The organism is Halorubrum persicum, from assembly GCF_002727125.1.
In the GTDB taxonomy this organism is placed as follows: domain Archaea; phylum Halobacteriota; class Halobacteria; order Halobacteriales; family Haloferacaceae; genus Halorubrum; species Halorubrum persicum.
The window spans coordinates 1-16,889 of sequence record NZ_NHOA01000054.1 but is presented as its reverse complement, the minus strand read 5'-3'; the positions used below and the strand labels follow the sequence as shown (position 1 = coordinate 16,889).

The following is a 16,889-nucleotide window of genomic DNA, read 5'->3' as shown; positions in this document are numbered from 1 at the left end:
ATCTCCTACAGAAGAGCGCACGTGGTATTAGGCCTGTTCAGCACATGAGATAAGTATCGCCCGATAGATTTATAACAATAGATTATGTAGTTTCTACTGAGTGGTATGTATGAGCACACCAATAAAAACCGAGACGCAGACGCAGAGTGCCTCAAAGCGCGATGTCGGTTCTGGTGACACTGCTGTCTGGCGGGTGTTAGAGGCGATCACCGGCGCTCTTGCAGCCGTTACTATCTTCGCACTCTCACTGCCGATCTTCGTCGAACTGGTGAGTCCGTTCTACCCGCTACTCTCGACAGATGTGTTTGTATCGATGTACCCGATGGGGCTCCTGTTCGTGCTCCTGTTCATGTGGTTGTTCTTCTGGGCAGCTACCGCGATCTCCCGAGAGTGGGCGAGCAGCTAGCTGATCGCACATATTTAATGAGGAGGTCACGGTTTTACTGAAAGACCATATATACCATAGAAACAACACCTTCTGTCAGTGCAGTTAGGAATACGTTTGATACGCGATCAGAAGGGCAACGACAAGACATGCGACACCGAGTCCACGAATGAGCTACGCCCACATGCACGAACGCACCTGACGAGGATCGCATATTGCGATCTCGCAAGTACACGACTCAGAGGGATTGGAGGCTATCCGCGTGATAACTCCCTAACTGTCTTCATCGCGGTTCTTGCCCCACCTAAACGCGATCAGAATGAAGACAAGCCCTTCGAGTCTGGCGAGATTGTACACCCACGGCTTGTACTCGTATGTGGGCTCTCCTACGGTTGTCACATCCATTACGTAGTCGGTGAGCCGTCTGGGGAAGAGCAACTCAAGGACACCCAAGACTGCCAGAGCTATTCGAATGACCATACTATCAAGTTCGCTTGCCGACATTAAATACCCCCGCGCCGGCTCCCACCAGCTGAAAATGAGTGAGCGCGCTCTCATAACACAACCTGAGGGTGTCATAGAACGGTTGGCATGGTTTTCTGATACCGGTTGAGAAAACTGCTTTTGCTACTTCTGAATAGTGGCGATAATATCCATTTCTCAGACAGCGGTTTTCTGGGAGCTACGGAAGTGTGTGAATCGTTCTATGACACCCTAATACGAAGTTTAAAGTTCAAGGATTTCGTACTAATGCATATGGCCCCTCACCCCGTCACGGAAACACCCTCACATGATCTCGAAACGGGGATCAATCAGCTCGCAACCGTCGGGCGGTTATTGGATCATCCAGAACTGGCGCGTGTCTATGTGTACACCTGCTATTACGGGCCGGTTACCCGCCCAGAGATCAAGGCGGAACTGGATATCCCAAAGACCACCGTCTACGATCACGTAGAAACGCTTGAGGCACTCGGAATCGTCACGTTGGCGGGAGATAGACCAGTAGAAGTAACTGCAGATCCGGTTCGCATCACTACTGATGGTATTGTTGTGGCGCCGACGATCCTCCACGCCGTTGCACTCCAAGAAGTCGATGAAGATGTCTCATACTTTGTTGAGCGACACGGTGTTGGCAAACTCGCTGCTGCTGTCCGACAGGCCGGAGTTCATTACGCTGGTCAGATCACCCAGCGAATGGCTGCTGATCCACTTGGCATCCCAACTGGGGAAGCGATCAGTGTCATCCTCGCGCTGAAGCCTGCGATCGCGGTTGGGCAGGAATACGATCCCTACTTCGACATGATTTTCTCGGGGATCTCGGATGACATCGGATTCGAGAGCGAACTTGACGTGACTACGCCTCGCCCGAATACTGAGTCGTAATTCTTCCCATTCTCGATAAACAACTCGTCTCCTCTCTCCCCCGAGTCAGTCACATTAGTCGACGCAAACGTCTTTATTAGCATCGGAAATCCAGGGAAATCCAAACACCATCGGTTCCGCCAAACAGTTCGGCGTGCTGGCGTGACGCTTCTGGTTCCTGCTCGTGTTGAAGAAGAAATTGAACAAGGTGGAGTCAAGCCAGCACTGGAGCGAGCTCAAGACGAGGGGTGGGCGAAAGTTGTGGCAACCCCAACCGTCTCCCACAGCAAGGCGACAACAGCCCAAGATATCGTTCCGCGAGCAATCGCCTCGAAATCGGCAAGCAAAGACGAGCATGACGTTGAAAAAGACGATCCCGTGTTCGCTGGACTTGCTGTCGAGTACCTTCTCGATACCGAACAGGCAGACAACATCACTGTAATTACTGCCGACCGGGTTGCTCGAGAGGCAATCGAAACCGCAATGTCGTCGCTAGGCTACGAGGGCCAAATTGCCATCATTACACTCTGGAATCTTATTGAGAGCGAGGATGATGATATCACACTCATTTAATCGCGTCTTCCGAAATTGATGACCCCTCTGGTTCCCACCAATGTATTTGCTAATCGCGTGACAGTATCCAAATACATCAAATGGCCGTTCTAGACGATCTTTCTGGGTTCGAGTTTGAAGATCTGATTGAAGACGTCTTCCGCAACCCCGGCTACGAGAACGTCCGGCAGGCTGAGAAGACAGCCGACGAGGGGTGGGATGTCATCATGGAGGAGGTCGTCGACGGCACGCGGCGCGCAATTGTCGTCGAGTGTAAACACACGGGAACGGTCGGGCGGCCGGTCGTCCAGAAGCTCCACTCGGCGATCGCGACGTTTGATTTTGATGGCCCGAAGCGGGGGATGGTCGTTACGACTGGCCGGTTCACGAGTCCCGCACAGGAGTACGCCAACCGTCTCCCACAAAACGACGACCCACATCCAATCGAGTTGCTCGGTGGTGAGGACCTTCGAGAGATCGCCGATGAGATCGGCCACGACCTCTACAACAGTCGTATCGAGGTTCTCTGGGTTCTCTGCGACGAGACCCTCCGACCATACGACCCGGCAGCTGACGTCGACGCGCCCGTCCAGGAAGCGTTCCGGGATATCGAAAACATCGAGGCCGCCGACGTCCCGATACCGCATTCGGTGGTGACGTTCCGACCGGTGGTCGCAGTTACCGGCGACACGAACGCTGTCTTCGAGACGTCCGTCGGCGTCATCCACCGGATCAACGATCGGACGCAGTTCGTGGTTCACGCTGAACGTGGCCATCCACAGGTCGTCGACGAAGATGTTTCGGCACTGGTCACCGAGAACTTCCATACGTGGATCGAACTTGATTCGGAACAGTTTGGGAAGATTTTCGACGACGTTGAGGAGCGCCGCTTCGGACAGACCCAGACCGAGTACAAAGAGTGAGCCATCGAGCGGCTCCAGCAGCACCACACAACGACTGTCACCTACACCGGCGACAACAATGTCACCTACAACAAGACCTGTGAGCCGAACCTCTCGGATATCTCAGTACAATCGATTGAGCCGGTGTACCTCCCCGAGGTTCGACAGACGACCGAGCTCCAGTCGTACACCTACTCCTACGAGTACTACGCGGCAGGTCCGTCACGAGTGACCGCCGAGGACGGCATCCATTGGTGCGTCCACTGTGACACGAGCAGCGGCGACGAGACGTACACCCACTGTTTGAACTGCGGGGCAATCGCTTGCTCCAGCCACATCAAAACGGAGCGGCTGGAAGGCGAGCCGATCTGCCTGGGCTGTGCGGTGACGGAACGGTTCGCGCTGAAGACGAAGTACTTCTACGACGACCAGTATCTCGAGGCGTTCCGCGAGGAGTACGCCGAGATGCCGCTCCACGAGAAGGCGATAGAGAACAAGTTACTGTCCGGGGGAAGCGTGGTCGCGACGCTGCCGCTCGTTGTCGGACTACTCGTCATCGGCGGCATCATCTGAGACGGCTCGGTGTTCACCCCGGCTCAGCGACCATCTCTTCGAGTGAGTGCTCAAGCAGGCCGTGGAACTGCCAGCTAGCCCGCTCGAAGGCTTCCTCGGTTGGGCCATCCCAGCGCGGGAACGCGGAGTGACCACTCACCTTGACCGACCACTCGGATGGCTCCTCGAACGGATTCCGTGTTGGAAGCTCGACGACGTAGAGGTATTCTTCGTCACCGTGGATGCCGTCTGCTGGGTTTTCGATGGCGTGCCCCAGCAGGAACAGCGGCTGATCGAGATGCTCCATAGGTCGTGGTAAACAACCCGCTCTCGCGGCTGAGAAGAGCGACTCCGGTGGTTGAGGGTACAATGAAGCCGCTTGAGGCACAATTCAAGACCCCATCGCACAGTCCGTATTTCGAGCGTATATAGCAGGCTAGTCGTTACTGTCGTAGAATTTGACGACGAGCTGTTCGGTAGCGAGAGCGTATACTGTCATTTCTTTACCCTTCTCGGAGTACCACGTGTCGGCTGGCGTGATTAGTTTTGCTTCGCACAATCGGTCAAGGTGATATGACACGTTCTGCATCGACTGATCGACTGCTGAGGCGATCTCTGATGTTGTTCTCGGCTCTGATTTGAGTGCGCCCAAAATTTCTTGCGCGGATTGGGAAGATAGTACCTGGAGTATCTCGCTTGCCTCGTCTCGGTCAACCACGATGTTTGTTTGCTGACGGGGAGAGTGAGTCACTGGGGGCTGGTGGGGAAAGGCGCTGGCCATAGATTTGGTAATTATGGGGACAATGTGTTTTGTTTGTTCGGCTCACTCCGAACAAACGAATCAATCGATTTAACACTTACGAAATCCATAATCGAAGTATGGTTCAACAGGGTTCCCACCACGTCGAGCGGACTACAGGCATCTATGGGTGAAGACGATAACGTTGTCGCGCGTGAGAGAATTATCGAGTCAATGGAACAGTCGGCTGAAGTCTACGGCCTTAGTCGAAGCGCGGGCCGCATCTACGGCGTATTATACTTCTCCGGAGAGCCACTCTCGATTCCGGAACTCGTCGATAAGACGGGCTACGCGAAATCGACTATCAGCAACGTCACTCGGACATTGACGCGGATCGGCCTCATACACCGTCGATCATCAGAGGGTGGGGGGCGACGCGTTCAGTATACCGCTGAGCGGGAAATTTGGTTCATCCTACAGGATGTGTTCCAGCAGTACGTTCAGCGAGAGATACAGACAAGTTTGCGTACGATTCAACGCGCCCAAGCACAACTTTCTGAGGATAATGACACCGACGCAGAACGGATCGAAGAGTTACAACAAACATATGAGGACCTCCAAGAGATCGTCACACTAACGTCAAACTTTACCGCCGCGGAGCTTCGAGATGCTCTCGAATCATACGACAAGTAGTCACCAATACACTGTGTATGTACAAGTGTCATCTCCGCTACGACGACATGTGTCTCCTGTTTCCTCAATGAAAACGAACGCGTCGACTGACGCGTACTGTCTAGCGACGCCGCGGATGAGGCCTCGGTCGAACGAACAGGGGTACGGGTTGTAACATGTTAGCTCGCCAGTTCGCTCCCCCGTCTGTTCGAATTCGTAGTAACCAATTTCCCCGCCTCTGTGGTTCTCTTGATAGGCATCATCAATCGATTGAAGTCCCTCAGAAACGGTTTCGAAGTTGTTCGGCCATGTAGCTACTTCTGGGATCTGTTCTCCAAGTCGATCGAGGACGTGTGGCTGTAACTCCTCCGCGATGGTCTCGAAGGCCGTTAACCACGTTTGCTGAGGGTACCACTCCTCGGGCTCCGGATCAGTGACTCCCTCCGCAGCAAGCGCCTGTACTGCCCGTTCCTGATACTCATCTGAGAAGCGCCCCATTGCCTCTTTAACGACTGCCAGTATCGTTTGACCGTTCACCTCTACGTCTTGGTCAAACGTTTCATAGGTGGCCATTATGTGAACCAACAGTTGGATCAAGAAAGTAACTTCGATGAAAGAGAGCGTGACGAATCGGCCAGCTCGAATACGGAACATAACCAATTAGGACATATACGTTCGTTTACGTGTCTGAATACTCCACTAGTGAAGTATTATCACACATGCGTTGGAAGTGCCTACATGAATAGCCGATGGAACCTCTACGTCGCTGCATTCGTTGGTGCGTCGTTGTCGTACATTTTCAACGTGCTCGCGTTCACCTATGGGTTTGAGAAGTTCATCGGGTGGCAGACTGGATAGCAGGAAGCTCGATCGGGGCGAGTCGCCATTCTGTGCATAAGCAGTGACCAGAGATCCCACCCCCAAGCCACAACGCCGACGAGAGGGGTGATGTTTGCACCGATGAGGACGGGGTTTGGAAGCGATCGTGATGACGGGGAGGAGGACACTGCGTGCATACTCAACTACGGTGTATCGGCTAATTGAATCGACTCCAGAATATATCGGTTGATCGACTCAGGTCGACATCTCCTTCGACCTGCACACGGGTGGATCCCTAGTGGTGAGAGTTCCGGGTTCGGTGTACAGTTCAACCGCCGGACTACCAGGCGTTCCGGGTGCGGGTTGGCCCACTGCGTTGGACTGATGGACTCTGACTATGCGACGAGAATAGCGTATAACACGACACAGAGGCCGATGACTGTCACGAGACCGCGTACGAGTAAGACGACGCCGTTCTCTGCACCACTCAGGTCAGCGATCATAACAGCTACGAAAACGCCTGCAGTGAGAAGGCCGATCCCGACGGCAAGCGCCCGCATCTTTTCAGAGTGGTTCCGCTGATATCCACGATAGGCCAGCGTAGCAACAAACAATCCAACGATCGCAGTCACGCCACGAGCTGCCGATACCACACTGATCGGTTCCACCGTTAGCAAACTGGCTGCGATCATCATATCTCACCTCCATACACGGTCCGGAGGATCGTTCCCAATCCGAACAGCTCACAACCACTAACGAGTATCGACCGGCCGACATCCCCGATATTAGTCGCTGTTGGTACTACGACACGAAGCAGTTCAGGGATTGTGATTAAGCAGATAAGGCCGACTGCGAGCCAAAGCATTCCGCGGTGAGACGGGCCTTGGCTGTACCCGCGAATCAGAACCACAGCAATCGTCAGCGAAAGCACCACCGAGATCACAGCGAGACCGAGCACACCAACTGCGATGACTGGATTCGCTCCGGTGGCACTCATCTGTAACTCGATCATCTTAGGACAACCCCTCGAACAGTTCGGTGAACCGGTCGGCAGGATCAGATTCCGACCGCGTGACGGCGATTTCGTAGGCACCGTCAGCAAACGTGACTGTCACTGCCTCGACGGTGGCTGTATACCGCTTATAGTGGTGACCATCAGGATCCATTTCTTGTTGTTCAGCCACGAGATCTTCTTCCTGCAATCGGTTGAGACGGCGGTACGCCGTCGCATCCGACATCTCACAGGCCGTACAGAGTTCATCGACGGACATCGGTTCAATTGTGAGGTGGGCGAGGATCGATCGGGCGTACTCATCGTCGAGTAACGCCAAGACTGCATCCTCGTCCTCGTCCATATGTAGGCCAGACTCCGGTGGTAGTAAAAAACCCGTCACAGCTTCTGGGCCAGAAGTCGTGCCTAGGGGGCTACTTGTACGGGGTATCTGGAGTCGTGTATGTCGTTACAGACGGCAATCGAACGTATCCTTTCGACTCCCCTCCGTGAGAGGTTGAGCCAGATTCTGTGGCCAGTTTGGAACACTGATCCACAACCTCGGAGGATAGGCCAGTTTCGGGTAGAATCTCTGCCGGCTCGAGGTATATCTACCAACGAAGCACTCGAATCCTGCTCTCTCTGACCGAGATAATCGAACGAGCATGAGATATTGCGCGGATTTTGGTGCTACTACAGAGCGTCGTCACTCCGAAGCGGCGACCCCGGTGGGGAATCGGTCGCTCAGTCAGGCGGTATCAAAGCCGAGGCAACAATCTCGACACACTCACCCGCGGTCAATACTGGTGCGTAGTCCATCTCGCCGTCGACGCCCGCTTTCAGCAGGAAGTCGGTGAGCCGCCAGATGTTGTAGAGCAATACCGCGAACGCGAAGTAGAACAAGCGAACGCAGTAGTCCTTCGAGGACGTCTTCGCCAGGAAATCTCTCTTGATACTCTTGTATTCGTTTTCGATCTGCCAGCGACGACTATACCGCCGGCAGAACGTCTCGGCCTCATCCGGCCCGACTCGAAGATTCGTCGCAAATACGGTCGTTCCCACACCGCTCGTCGACGGGACGTATAGGAAGCGCATCGGGTGCGATCCCGACTCAACATGGACGGACGCGGGTTCAACAGCGACCTCTTGGCCGTCGTCGTTCATCTGCTCAATTACCTCGTGTTCGGAGTTGGTGATGCGCTTGGGAATGAGGTAGTTCACATTCAGGTTCGAGAGCGTCTGGAACACTTGCATCGAGTCGAACTCCCGGTCACAGAGGACCGTCTCTATCGGAACGTGCTCTTTCGCTCGACTCACCAACCGCCGGACGACACGATGCACTTGATTCGACGGATTCTCGTCCCAGGAGGAGCTCTCACGAATCGGCTCGATGGCTAAGATCAGTGGAATGTTCTCTCCGATAATCGAGAGCGTCGCGAATTTGAATGCCCGTTCTTCCTCGCCGGGCACTCCACTGACCATCGGCATCTCCTCGACATCACCGTAGTAAGGGATCGTGGTGATGTCGATTGCTGCGGTCACCGGCCGGCGAAACGACGCCTCCGATGCGATCGCCGAGAGCAACCGGTCGCAGGCGTCATCGAAGCCCTCAATCAGCGCGTCGGGCTCGAACTGCTTGACCGCGCGGAGATGAGTATCACCATGGGGGCCGTATTCTTTGCCACGACGATATTGGAAGCGAGTCGCTCCCTGTGTAGTTCCGCACCGAACCATCCCCATGAACGTCTGTAACTCGAAAAAATGCGTGTCCTCGTACGAGGCGTTCGACGCCCGACCAGAGTCGAAGTTTCCGAAGGCGTGATCACGCGCAAGGCGCGTCGTCTGGATGATGTCCTCCTGTGAGAAAGAGACATCTTCTACTAGGTCTGCGTCTTCTTGTATATCGTCGACGATCTCTGCCTTAGGCCGCACCTCTGGCGCTGAGATGTTTCGATCGTGGACCTCTTTGACAACGAAGTGGGCGGCAGCGAGGACGTATTCGTGGGTCACGTCATCGAACCGGTTCCGCCATGCCCGTGAGAATGTAGATTCATCGGGTACTCGGCTGAAGCCGAGGATGGTCGCTACTTCCGGTTGTCGGGTGAGTCGTCGAGAGAACTCGGCGTACGAGTCACCCGTTATCTCCATGAACACGAACGAAAGGACCATCCCGCGAAAGGAGAGTGGCGCAGGGTGCCAGGCTGGATACCCGTCTTCGATCGCGTCTAGCGAATGATCCAGATCCTCTGCCGCTGTGACGAGGTCGGCGTTTTTGAGTTCGTTTCGGATGGTGATCCCGAGCTGGTACGCTTCGCACAAAGAGCGCATTCGTCGAGCCGAACTGGAATGTGAACCATCAGAACTCTTCATGCGAGAATTGAGAGAGATTATGAAATTAACGTACTGAGATCGAATGAAGGTAAACCAAGTGTTGATGATAATTTTTGATGATTGTTGATTTGATAAGCATAAGTCTGGAAAGCCTCCAAAGCCTGTCCAACCGTCATACGTCCTTGTAGCCGTCCCTACCACAGATGATTATATGAGTGCGGCCTCAATCTCGGTCTATGACTCGTTCCTCAGAGCGACCGACACCCCCGGAAGGACTCCCGTCAGAAGTAATCGACGCACTAACCGATTGTACGCCGGAAGAGCTTCGGAAAGCGATCGTCCACGCACAGGAATTGCTCCACTTTCACGGAGAGGCGGAACTCCCCATCAGCGCAGAAGCTAACGATGACATCCTCCGCGTTACAGAACACGAGGGCTACACAGAGGTAGTGAAACAGTTCCGCTGTGCGGACGGTTGCGACGACTGCCCACACGGACCTTACCTCTACCACGTCACTGAGGAACCGCATCCAAACGGAAGCCACAAAGTACACTGGTCGTTCATGGGACCGGTCCACTCTCAAGAAGAGTAACCGGGCGAAAACGACCCTCGATTCAGGCGGTCCGAGCGGACATCATGGGTTGAGGCCCCAGATGCCAGCTCGAACGAACACGAGTACCGGAATGATCTCCAGTCGGCCGATCCACATGTTGAGGACGAACATCCCCTCGGCCAGTGGTGACATCGAGGGGCCGGCGATTCCCGTCGAGAGTCCGACGTTCCCCTGCGCACTGGCAACTTCAAACAGCGCGTCGGCGTAGCTGAACTCTGGGCCGGCGATGTTGACGAGTACGAGGCTCCCGATAACAAGTATGACGAGCCACAGCAGAGTGACGATGGCGGCTTCGCCGAACTCCCGTTCCATCGTCTCGCGATCCAACGTCCGATCGCCGATACGTGCGGTGACGACAGCACTCTTCGGCAGGAACACACGGGAGAACTGCCAAGCAATACCGCGCCCAACCGTGTAGCCGCGGACGATCTTGATCCCACCCACAGTGGACCCTGCGGCACCACCGAGGACCATTGCGCCGACGACCAACACCTTCGCGCCGGCGACCCAACGGCCGATCGGTGCCGACTGGAACCCGGTGGCGGTCATCGCGCTGATCCACTGGAACGTCGAGTCCCGGACTGCGTCGATCTCCCCTCCGTCGAGAATCGGGATCGGGAACGAGAGGAATGACTCCGTCGCAAACGCGTCAGGTGTCACTGGAATGGATGCGACATTCTGCGCCGAGAGCACGGTGACTCCGCCGGCGAGCAAGACGAATAGCCATCGGGTCTGGAGGTCCGCTACCAGCTCCCGTAGGCTCCGCTCCTGTAACACGACATAGTGGACAGGGAAGGCAATCGCACCGAGGATCATGATCGGCAGCAGCACGGCTTCGACGAGCGGTGACCCGTACGTTGTAATCGAGTTATCCGTGACAGAGAACCCACCTGTCGTCAGGCCAGTCATAGCGTGGTTGAGCGCCTGCCAAGCGGTCTCGCCCAACGAGAGTGACTCAGTGTAGGCGCTCTCGCTTGCTCGGATCGCAACAAAAAGCAGCACAAAGGCGAGTAGCGTGTATCCGACGACGAGCTTCCAGACTGTCCGGACCGTCGAAACGACGCTCGGGTGGATCTTCTGCTCTCTGGCCTCACTTCGATAGAGTGCGTAGCTCCCGCTGCCGGGACGTGAGAGAATAGAGACCGTGAGGACGATCACACCGACACCTCCGACCCACTGGATGAACGACCGCCACCATTGGACCGCCCGTGGCAGCGACGGCTCGTGGATCGCCATCGTCAGGCCGCTCCCGGTCCACCCACTCATGCTCTCAAAGAAGGCGTGTAGCGGATCGCGGAAGTACGCAAGACTGGAGAGTGTTGTAGTTCCGCCGACGCTGACTGGATCCCAGGATCCGGTGCCCGCAGCAACGGGGACGAACGCGTCCATTGCGCCCGGCGGCGTCACCCACGCCGTGAGGAACAACGGGAGAGCGCCGAAGACGGCAACCATGAGCCACCCGCCGGCGGCGATCACCATCCCGTGTTTCATTTTTGGCTCCGGCGCGTCGGCGAACCGGAGATTGGCCATGCCACCGACAAGCGCCGTCAAACCGCCCGCGACGAGAAAACCAAGTGCGGGATAAAGCTCACCGAACGCGAGGGCGACGACGACTGTGACCGTCATCAGTCCGGCCTCCATCAGGAGGAGTGAACCGATGTCACGGGCGATGACTCCCAGATCAGACGGGAGTCGGCCACCGTTCGGTTCGGTCATTTCAGTCGTGGTCCTCCACGTGACCAAAGACGTCCGTCACTTCCGGGGTTACACCGATCCCCGAGTAGACCGTAAGCAGATCGCCAGCCTCGATGCGTGTATTTCCACGCGGCGTAATTGGCGTGTCTTCTCTGTCCCGCTCGACGGCAACGATCAAGGTTTGGCCGCCGATGAGGTCCGCCTCATCCGCCTCTCGCAGCGTCTTGCCAGCGATTGGTGCGTCGGGTCCGACGGTGATTTCGAACACCTCCGCCTCCTCGCCAATGTGCATGAAATCAATGATCGAGGGACGGCTCACAGCCCGGTAGAGATATTCTGCGATCAGGCTCTGTGGATTCTGCATCGTGTTGACGCCGATCTGTTCGAACACGCTCATGTGCTCGGGGTTGTGGACGACCGAGACGATGTTTGGGATCGACAGCTCTTGGGCCAGCAGACAGACCATGATGTTCGTCGCGTCCTGATCTGTCGTCGAGATGAGGGCGTCGGCCCGGTCGGCTCCGGCGTCCTGGAGCGTCTCTTTTGACGTCGCATCGTCGTTGAGCACGAGACAGTCATACTGTCTCGACGCTCGTTCAGCCCGTTCCTCGTCGCGTTCGATGACGACGACTTCATTGCCGCTGTCAGTCGCGAGATCGACGAGTGGTGTCCCGATATCCCCCGCACCCACGACGATCAAATACATGTTACAGCGATTCAGAGGCGACCACCGAAAGCCTGCCGTTCCGAAATAAAACAGCAATACGAACGGTGTCGATATTGGTGGCGCCGATCACTTGTTGCTCTCGTCTCCTTCAACCGGCGGCGTCGACGGCTCCGACGTGACACCGGTGTTGGCCGTGGGAGCATCCTCCGCCACGCTCGGCGTGTTTGCCCAGGTACCGCTCCCGAACAGTCGGGCCCGGATCCCGCGCTCGTCGCGCTTCTCGGCGAGCAGAACGGAGCACTCCACGTCGTTGAGCACGTCCAGAACGAGCGATCCGCTGACCAGTCGCGAGAGTAGCCCCTTCTGGGTCGCGCCGATGATGAGCATCGTGGCGTTCCGCGCGGCGCGGTCGATCGACGATTCGACGTCGCCGCTCTCGATCCGCAGCGTCGCGTCGGAGAGGTCGTGCTCGGCGGCCCACTCGGTGAGGAACCGTCGACCGGCCGCCTCGTCGTCGGCGACGTGCAGCAGGGTGACCTCGCCGTCGAACTCGATCTGGAGCATCTTCGCGACTGCGCCGGAGAGGTCCGAGGCGGGCCCGCCGGCGGTCGGAACGAGGATGCGCGAGGGGTCGAACCCGCGGTCGCGGAACACGAGGAAGTCCGAGGGGAGCGAGTGCGCGAGCTCGTCGACCGCCGTCTCGGCGCGCCCGGGCGCCCCGTGGGAGTCCTCGCCCCAGCCCATCACCGTGAGGTCGGCGCCGTAGGTCCGGGCCGCATCGAACACCTCCTCGAACACGCGGTGCGACAAGACGACGTGGGTCTCCACGTCGACGCCGAACGTCTCCGCATCGTCGCGGGCCTGCTCTAACAGGTCATGGGCCGCCTCGTGGGCGCCGCGGTCGCGCGCGGCCTCCAGCGACGTCTGGTCGGGGACGTTCGCAATGTTGACCGCGACGACCGTCCCGTTCCGCTGCTTGGCGATGGCCGACGCGAGCGTGATCAGGTGCTCCTCGGTCGCGGGGTTCGCGAGCGGTACCATCACGCGATAGTCGTCGCCGCTCGGCTGGACCGACGTGGCCGCCGACACGGCGGCCTTCGGGAGCTCGTCGGAGCGGTCGAGGATCCACGCCCCCAACACGCCGCGAGACTCCACCTTCCCGCGGGCGTACAGCAGGTACCAGAGGACCGCAAAGGCGACGAGGGCGAACGAGAGCAGGATGATCGTCGGCTCGATGTAGATTATCAGCGCGAACGACGACACGGTCCCGATGATCGGAACGGCCGGGTAGAAGGGGACCTCGAAATCAGGGTCGTACCCCTCGACTTCCGACTCCCGCATCACGATGAGCGCGAGATTGAGGAGTCCGTAGACGATGAGGTGGAGGACGGAGCCCATCGTCGACAGCGACTCGACGCCGCCAGCAACGAGGAACACGAGGATGAGCGCGCCGGTGAGCGCAATCGATTTGTACGGCGTCCCGAACCGATCGTGGATCTCGTTGAGCGAGGGCGTGACGATCTTCTCGCGGCCCATCGCGAAGTTGATCCGCGACGACGAGAGGATCGATGCGTTCGCTGAGGAAGCAGTCGCGAGCAGCCCGCCGATCAGGAGCATGCCGGCGCCGACCGCGCCGAGCGAGTAGCCGAAGACGGAGTAGTTGCCGAACAGTAGCCGGGCGGCGTCGACGACGGCGGTCTCGTTGTTCGCGACGAGTTCGTTCGGCACCGCCGCGAGCAGCACCAGCAGGAACAGCGCGTACACGACTGTGACGATCACGACCGACCCCAGGACCGCGAGCGGGAGGTTGCGGCCGGGATTCTTGATCTCCTCGGCAACGGAGGTGATCTGGACGAAGCCCAGATACGAGACGAAAATGATCCCGGTCACCGGAAGTACCTGACTGGTCGTCCCCGGCGGTGCGATCGGTCGTAGCGACGCCATGTCGGCGTTCAGGAGTCCAACGACGGTGAAAACAGCGAGGATTCCCAGAAGGGACATCACGATGACGATCTGGAGTCCCCCCGTCTCCTTCGCGCCGAAGTAGTTGACCGCGATGAAAAGCAGCGCGCCGGCGAGGCCGATCACCTGCGCGGCTTCCAAGGTGACCGGTCCAAGCCCAATCGCTCCGAGCCCGACAAGCGCGTTGACGTACTCGCCGAAGCCGTACATGTAGAACGCGGAGGCGAACGCGAGCCCGAGCCAGTTCGCCCAGCCGGCCACGGAGCCGAACATGGGCCCGAGCGCCCGGTTAACGTAGAAGTACGCGCCGCCGGACTTCGGCATCGCCGTCCCGAGCTCGGAGGCCGACAGCGCCGTGAACAGAGCGATGACGCCCCCGAGAACGAAGGTGAACGCCGCGAGCGGCCCCGCCCGCGCGACCGCAGTACCCGGGAGAACGAAGATCCCGGCCCCGATCATCGTCCCGATCCCGATCGTGAGCGCCGCGAGCGGGCCGAGGTCCTTCGCGAGTTCCTCGTCGCTCATTCGCCCGTTTCCTCGCTCGGGAGAGCGATCACGGGGAGAGGTGCCTTCGTCACCAGCTTCAGTGAGAGATCGCCGGAGAGGAACTGCATAAGCCGGTTCCCGCCACGCGAACGGTAGGCGACTGCACTCGCGTTGACCTCGTCAGCCGCATCGAATATTGCACCGACAATATCGCGAGCGTACGCCGTATGCTCGCCAGCGTCCGGAAACACGCGTTGAACCGCGGCATACGACTCGGCCGCGAGTTCCTCGGACTGCTCAACAGGCGTCTTGTCAGGGACGCCTTTCCCCTTCTCGACGACGTGTAGCGCGGTCACGCGACCCGGGTCGTATGGGGCGAGCGCACGTGCGGTCGCCAGGGCGTCGTCTTCGTGAGCCACCGGAAGAAGCACGTGTCCGAGTAGGTCCTGGCCGTCTGTGTCGTCGGTGCTCGTCATAGGAATACTACTATCCTCGTCAGTTAAGAATATAATCTCTCCACGTTGGAGGTTCAAGAGGCTGTTAGAGAGCCTATTAACCGTAGAAGAACCACAATATGGGATGGATCGAACAGATTGTCACCGGCTATCAGTCGCCGAAATGAACACCGCAAGTACCGGGACAATCTCCAGCCGACCGATCCACATCAGGAACACCATCAGCAGCTTCGACGTGTCGGGGAAAAACAGATAGCTCCCGAACGGGCCAAGTCGACCAAAGCCCGGTCCAATGTTCCCGATCGTCGCGAGCGACGCACTCGTCGACTCAAGCATCGTTAGCTGAATCCCGATCCGTGCGGCGTCGAGAGAGAGAAACACCGCCGAGATGCCGAATAGGACGAGGTACAGAATCGTGAATGCCATAATGCCACGAATTGCATCCTCGTCGACGACGTTCCCGCTGAGGCGGACGGGCTGGACGACGTCGGGATGTGCGGAAGTGAACAGTTCACGACGGACCGCCTTCCCGACGATGAGCCAGCGCACGATCTTCACGCCCCCGCCGGTCGAACCGGCAGAGCCGCCGATAAACATCGCGAACATGAGCAAAATCTGCGCGTCGGTATCCCACCGTACGAAGTCGGCGGTCGCGTACCCGGTCGAATTCAGAAGTGACACGATCTGGAACGTGGCCTGTCGGAGCGAGTTTTCCGCGATCCCCTGTGTCGCGCCACCTAATTCGATGGTCGGCGCCGCGCCACGGAACAACAGCACCGCGAGGACGGCGGTTACAATTGCGATCGCGCCGGCGTACGCACGAAATTCCGCGTTCTCCAGTACTATCTCGGCCTCGCCGCGTAATACGTGCCAGAACAGCGCGAAGTTGACACCGGCGACGACCATGAACGGAATGACGACCCATTGGACGGCAGCTGAGAACGCCGCAATACTGTCGGCCTCCGGCGAGAATCCACCCGTTGGAAGCGTCGTGAACCCGTGGGCGATCGCATTGAACAGGTCCATGTTTGGGGCCATCCCGGCGAGATGGAGCCCGTACAGGATCACGATGTACACCACGGTGAATCCGAAGTAGATCAACCAGAGCGCGCGTGCCGTCTCCTCAATCCTCGGCGTGAGTTTCTGGAGTTCTGGGCCCGGCGCCTCCGACTCCATCAGCTGGGCGCCGTTGACCGCGACTTCAGGAAGGATGGCGATCATCAGCACGATGATCCCCATCCCGCCAAGCCACTGCGTAAGTTGGCGCCACATCATGATCGCGTGGGAGTGGCGGTCCGTGCTGATCTCTCCGAGCACAGTCGCGCCCGTGGTAGTGAACCCGCTCATGGATTCGAACAGGGCGTTGCTGATCGACCCCGTGAGAGCACCGATTGACCCTGTCTGGAGTCCGACTGTCGACGCCGTGCCGTAGCCGGCGAGGAGGTATGGGACGGTGCCGATGGCCGCAGCGGCGAGCCATGCGAGAGACACAAACAGCAGCGCCTCTCGGGGCCCGAGGTCTGGATCCGGGTCTACTCGCTCGACAAGGAATCCGATCCCGGCGACGACCGCCATCGAGATCAAGAATCAGTACCTCACAAAGCACCGCCGGTTAGCCTGACTTGAGTTACCTGTTCTGCCGTGATGAGTCGTCGATAGCGGTTGAACAACACGGATTGATCGAGGAGCTGTCGCTGTCGGCGGC

General features: G+C 57.9%; 16 protein-coding genes and 3 pseudogenes. 6 read left to right on the top strand and 13 right to left on the bottom strand.

The genetic code is table 11. The features are described 5' to 3' along the window. Window positions 1-109 precede the first annotated feature (109 nt). Window positions 110-406 carry a hypothetical protein gene (locus DJ69_RS08305; RefSeq protein ID WP_099255190.1) on the top strand — a complete coding sequence of 99 codons (297 nt, stop codon included), beginning with the start codon at window positions 110-112 and terminating at the stop codon, window positions 404-406. Window positions 407-658: 252 nt separating this feature from the next. On the opposite strand, the gene DJ69_RS08300 is transcribed toward DJ69_RS08305, so the two are convergent. Continuing rightward, on the bottom strand, window positions 659-865 hold the full coding sequence (locus DJ69_RS08300) for a hypothetical protein (protein WP_099255189.1): 207 nt from the start codon (window positions 863-865) through the stop codon (window positions 659-661). A 276-nt stretch (window positions 866-1,141) separates the two neighbouring features. Between DJ69_RS08300 and DJ69_RS08295 the strand changes: the two genes are divergently transcribed. The 3 genes and pseudogenes from DJ69_RS08295 (at window position 1,142) to DJ69_RS08285 (ending at window position 3,774) form a co-directional block, all read left to right on the top strand. Continuing rightward, the gene (locus DJ69_RS08295; RefSeq protein ID WP_099255188.1) at window positions 1,142-1,768 is read left to right on the top strand and encodes a winged helix-turn-helix domain-containing protein; all 627 of its coding nucleotides are present in this window, start codon (window positions 1,142-1,144) and stop codon (window positions 1,766-1,768) included. 141 nt (window positions 1,769-1,909) lie between these two features. Beyond that, a complete protein-coding gene (locus DJ69_RS08290) occupies window positions 1,910-2,320 on the top strand; it encodes a hypothetical protein (protein ID WP_218962304.1) in 411 nt (136 codons plus the stop codon). A gap of 80 nt (window positions 2,321-2,400) precedes the next feature. Next, window positions 2,401-3,774, top strand: a pseudogene (locus tag DJ69_RS08285) (restriction endonuclease). Between the two features lie 13 nt (window positions 3,775-3,787). On the opposite strand, the pseudogene DJ69_RS08280 reads toward DJ69_RS08285, so the two are convergent. Both DJ69_RS08280 and DJ69_RS08275 read right to left on the bottom strand, forming a co-directional pair. Beyond that, a pseudogene (locus DJ69_RS08280) lies at window positions 3,788-4,069 on the bottom strand (hypothetical protein); the annotation flags it as partial. Window positions 4,070-4,189: 120 nt separating this feature from the next. Then, the gene (locus tag DJ69_RS08275) at window positions 4,190-4,534 is read right to left on the bottom strand and encodes an ArsR/SmtB family transcription factor (RefSeq protein WP_099255186.1); all 345 of its coding nucleotides are present in this window, start codon (window positions 4,532-4,534) and stop codon (window positions 4,190-4,192) included. A gap of 144 nt (window positions 4,535-4,678) precedes the next feature. Between DJ69_RS08275 and DJ69_RS08270 the strand changes: the two genes are divergently transcribed. Next, window positions 4,679-5,185 (top strand): GbsR/MarR family transcriptional regulator, encoded by a 507-nt coding sequence (locus DJ69_RS08270; protein WP_099255185.1) that lies wholly within the window; start codon window positions 4,679-4,681, stop codon window positions 5,183-5,185. Here DJ69_RS08270 and DJ69_RS08265 read toward each other — a convergent pair whose 3' ends face one another. From DJ69_RS08265 to DJ69_RS08245, 5 genes are all read right to left on the bottom strand, one after another. Further along, window positions 5,186-5,737 (bottom strand): hypothetical protein, encoded by a 552-nt coding sequence (locus tag DJ69_RS08265; RefSeq protein WP_099255192.1) that lies wholly within the window; start codon window positions 5,735-5,737, stop codon window positions 5,186-5,188. A 641-nt stretch (window positions 5,738-6,378) separates the two neighbouring features. Next, window positions 6,379-6,678 (bottom strand): DUF7521 family protein, encoded by a 300-nt coding sequence (locus DJ69_RS08260; protein ID WP_245851577.1) that lies wholly within the window; start codon window positions 6,676-6,678, stop codon window positions 6,379-6,381. Then, complete coding sequence (locus tag DJ69_RS08255) at window positions 6,675-6,995, bottom strand: hypothetical protein (protein ID WP_099255184.1); 321 nt, start codon at window positions 6,993-6,995, stop codon at window positions 6,675-6,677. Before DJ69_RS08255 ends, DJ69_RS08260 begins: the two co-directional genes overlap by 4 nt. Window position 6,996: 1 nt before the next feature. After that, entirely contained in the window at window positions 6,997-7,338 is a 342-nt protein-coding gene (locus DJ69_RS08250; RefSeq protein ID WP_099255183.1) for a winged helix-turn-helix domain-containing protein, read from the bottom strand. Between the two features lie 380 nt (window positions 7,339-7,718). After that, a complete protein-coding gene (locus tag DJ69_RS08245) occupies window positions 7,719-9,302 on the bottom strand; it encodes a transposase (RefSeq protein WP_099255182.1) in 1,584 nt (527 codons plus the stop codon). Between the two features lie 239 nt (window positions 9,303-9,541). On the opposite strand from DJ69_RS08245, the gene DJ69_RS19185 reads away from it, so the two are divergent. Then, a complete protein-coding gene (locus tag DJ69_RS19185) occupies window positions 9,542-9,898 on the top strand; it encodes a hypothetical protein (protein ID WP_099255181.1) in 357 nt (118 codons plus the stop codon). 42 nt (window positions 9,899-9,940) lie between these two features. Here the strand turns inward: DJ69_RS19185 and DJ69_RS08235 are convergent, their stop codons facing one another. The 5 genes and pseudogenes from DJ69_RS08235 to DJ69_RS08215 all read right to left on the bottom strand — a co-directional run. Beyond that, a complete protein-coding gene (locus tag DJ69_RS08235) occupies window positions 9,941-11,635 on the bottom strand; it encodes a potassium transporter TrkG (protein WP_099255180.1) in 1,695 nt (564 codons plus the stop codon). Window position 11,636: 1 nt separating this feature from the next. After that, entirely contained in the window at window positions 11,637-12,320 is a 684-nt protein-coding gene (locus DJ69_RS08230; protein ID WP_099255179.1) for a potassium channel family protein, read from the bottom strand. Between the two features lie 87 nt (window positions 12,321-12,407). Further along, window positions 12,408-14,768 carry an amino acid permease gene (locus DJ69_RS08225; protein WP_099255178.1) on the bottom strand — a complete coding sequence of 787 codons (2,361 nt, stop codon included), beginning with the start codon at window positions 14,766-14,768 and terminating at the stop codon, window positions 12,408-12,410. Further along, entirely contained in the window at window positions 14,765-15,205 is a 441-nt protein-coding gene (locus tag DJ69_RS08220) for a universal stress protein (RefSeq protein ID WP_099255177.1), read from the bottom strand. Before DJ69_RS08220 ends, DJ69_RS08225 begins: the two co-directional genes overlap by 4 nt. 120 nt (window positions 15,206-15,325) lie before the next feature. Beyond that, a pseudogene (locus tag DJ69_RS08215) lies at window positions 15,326-16,771 on the bottom strand (TrkH family potassium uptake protein); the annotation flags it as partial. Between the last annotated feature and the right edge of the window lie 118 nt (window positions 16,772-16,889).

What these genes read in the sequence shown, in the direction of transcription:
- DJ69_RS08305 (WP_099255190.1), top strand. Translation starts at nt 110, where the DNA reads ATGAGCACACCAATAAAAACCGAGACGCAGACGCAGAGTGCCTCAAAG.
- DJ69_RS08300 (WP_099255189.1), bottom strand. Translation starts at nt 865, where the DNA reads ATGGTCATTCGAATAGCTCTGGCAGTCTTGGGTGTCCTTGAGTTGCTC.
- DJ69_RS08295 (WP_099255188.1), top strand. Translation starts at nt 1,142, where the DNA reads ATGGCCCCTCACCCCGTCACGGAAACACCCTCACATGATCTCGAAACG.
- DJ69_RS08275 (WP_099255186.1), bottom strand. Translation starts at nt 4,534, where the DNA reads ATGGCCAGCGCCTTTCCCCACCAGCCCCCAGTGACTCACTCTCCCCGT.
- DJ69_RS08270 (WP_099255185.1), top strand. Translation starts at nt 4,679, where the DNA reads ATGGGTGAAGACGATAACGTTGTCGCGCGTGAGAGAATTATCGAGTCA.
- DJ69_RS08265 (WP_099255192.1), bottom strand. Translation starts at nt 5,737, where the DNA reads ATGGCCACCTATGAAACGTTTGACCAAGACGTAGAGGTGAACGGTCAA.
- DJ69_RS08260 (WP_245851577.1), bottom strand. Translation starts at nt 6,678, where the DNA reads ATGATGATCGCAGCCAGTTTGCTAACGGTGGAACCGATCAGTGTGGTA.
- DJ69_RS08255 (WP_099255184.1), bottom strand. Translation starts at nt 6,995, where the DNA reads ATGATCGAGTTACAGATGAGTGCCACCGGAGCGAATCCAGTCATCGCA.
- DJ69_RS08250 (WP_099255183.1), bottom strand. Translation starts at nt 7,338, where the DNA reads ATGGACGAGGACGAGGATGCAGTCTTGGCGTTACTCGACGATGAGTAC.
- DJ69_RS08245 (WP_099255182.1), bottom strand. Translation starts at nt 9,302, where the DNA reads ATGCGCTCTTTGTGCGAAGCGTACCAGCTCGGGATCACCATCCGAAAC.
- DJ69_RS19185 (WP_099255181.1), top strand. Translation starts at nt 9,542, where the DNA reads ATGACTCGTTCCTCAGAGCGACCGACACCCCCGGAAGGACTCCCGTCA.
- DJ69_RS08235 (WP_099255180.1), bottom strand. Translation starts at nt 11,635, where the DNA reads ATGACCGAACCGAACGGTGGCCGACTCCCGTCTGATCTGGGAGTCATC.
- DJ69_RS08230 (WP_099255179.1), bottom strand. Translation starts at nt 12,320, where the DNA reads ATGTATTTGATCGTCGTGGGTGCGGGGGATATCGGGACACCACTCGTC.
- DJ69_RS08225 (WP_099255178.1), bottom strand. Translation starts at nt 14,768, where the DNA reads ATGAGCGACGAGGAACTCGCGAAGGACCTCGGCCCGCTCGCGGCGCTC.
- DJ69_RS08220 (WP_099255177.1), bottom strand. Translation starts at nt 15,205, where the DNA reads ATGACGAGCACCGACGACACAGACGGCCAGGACCTACTCGGACACGTG.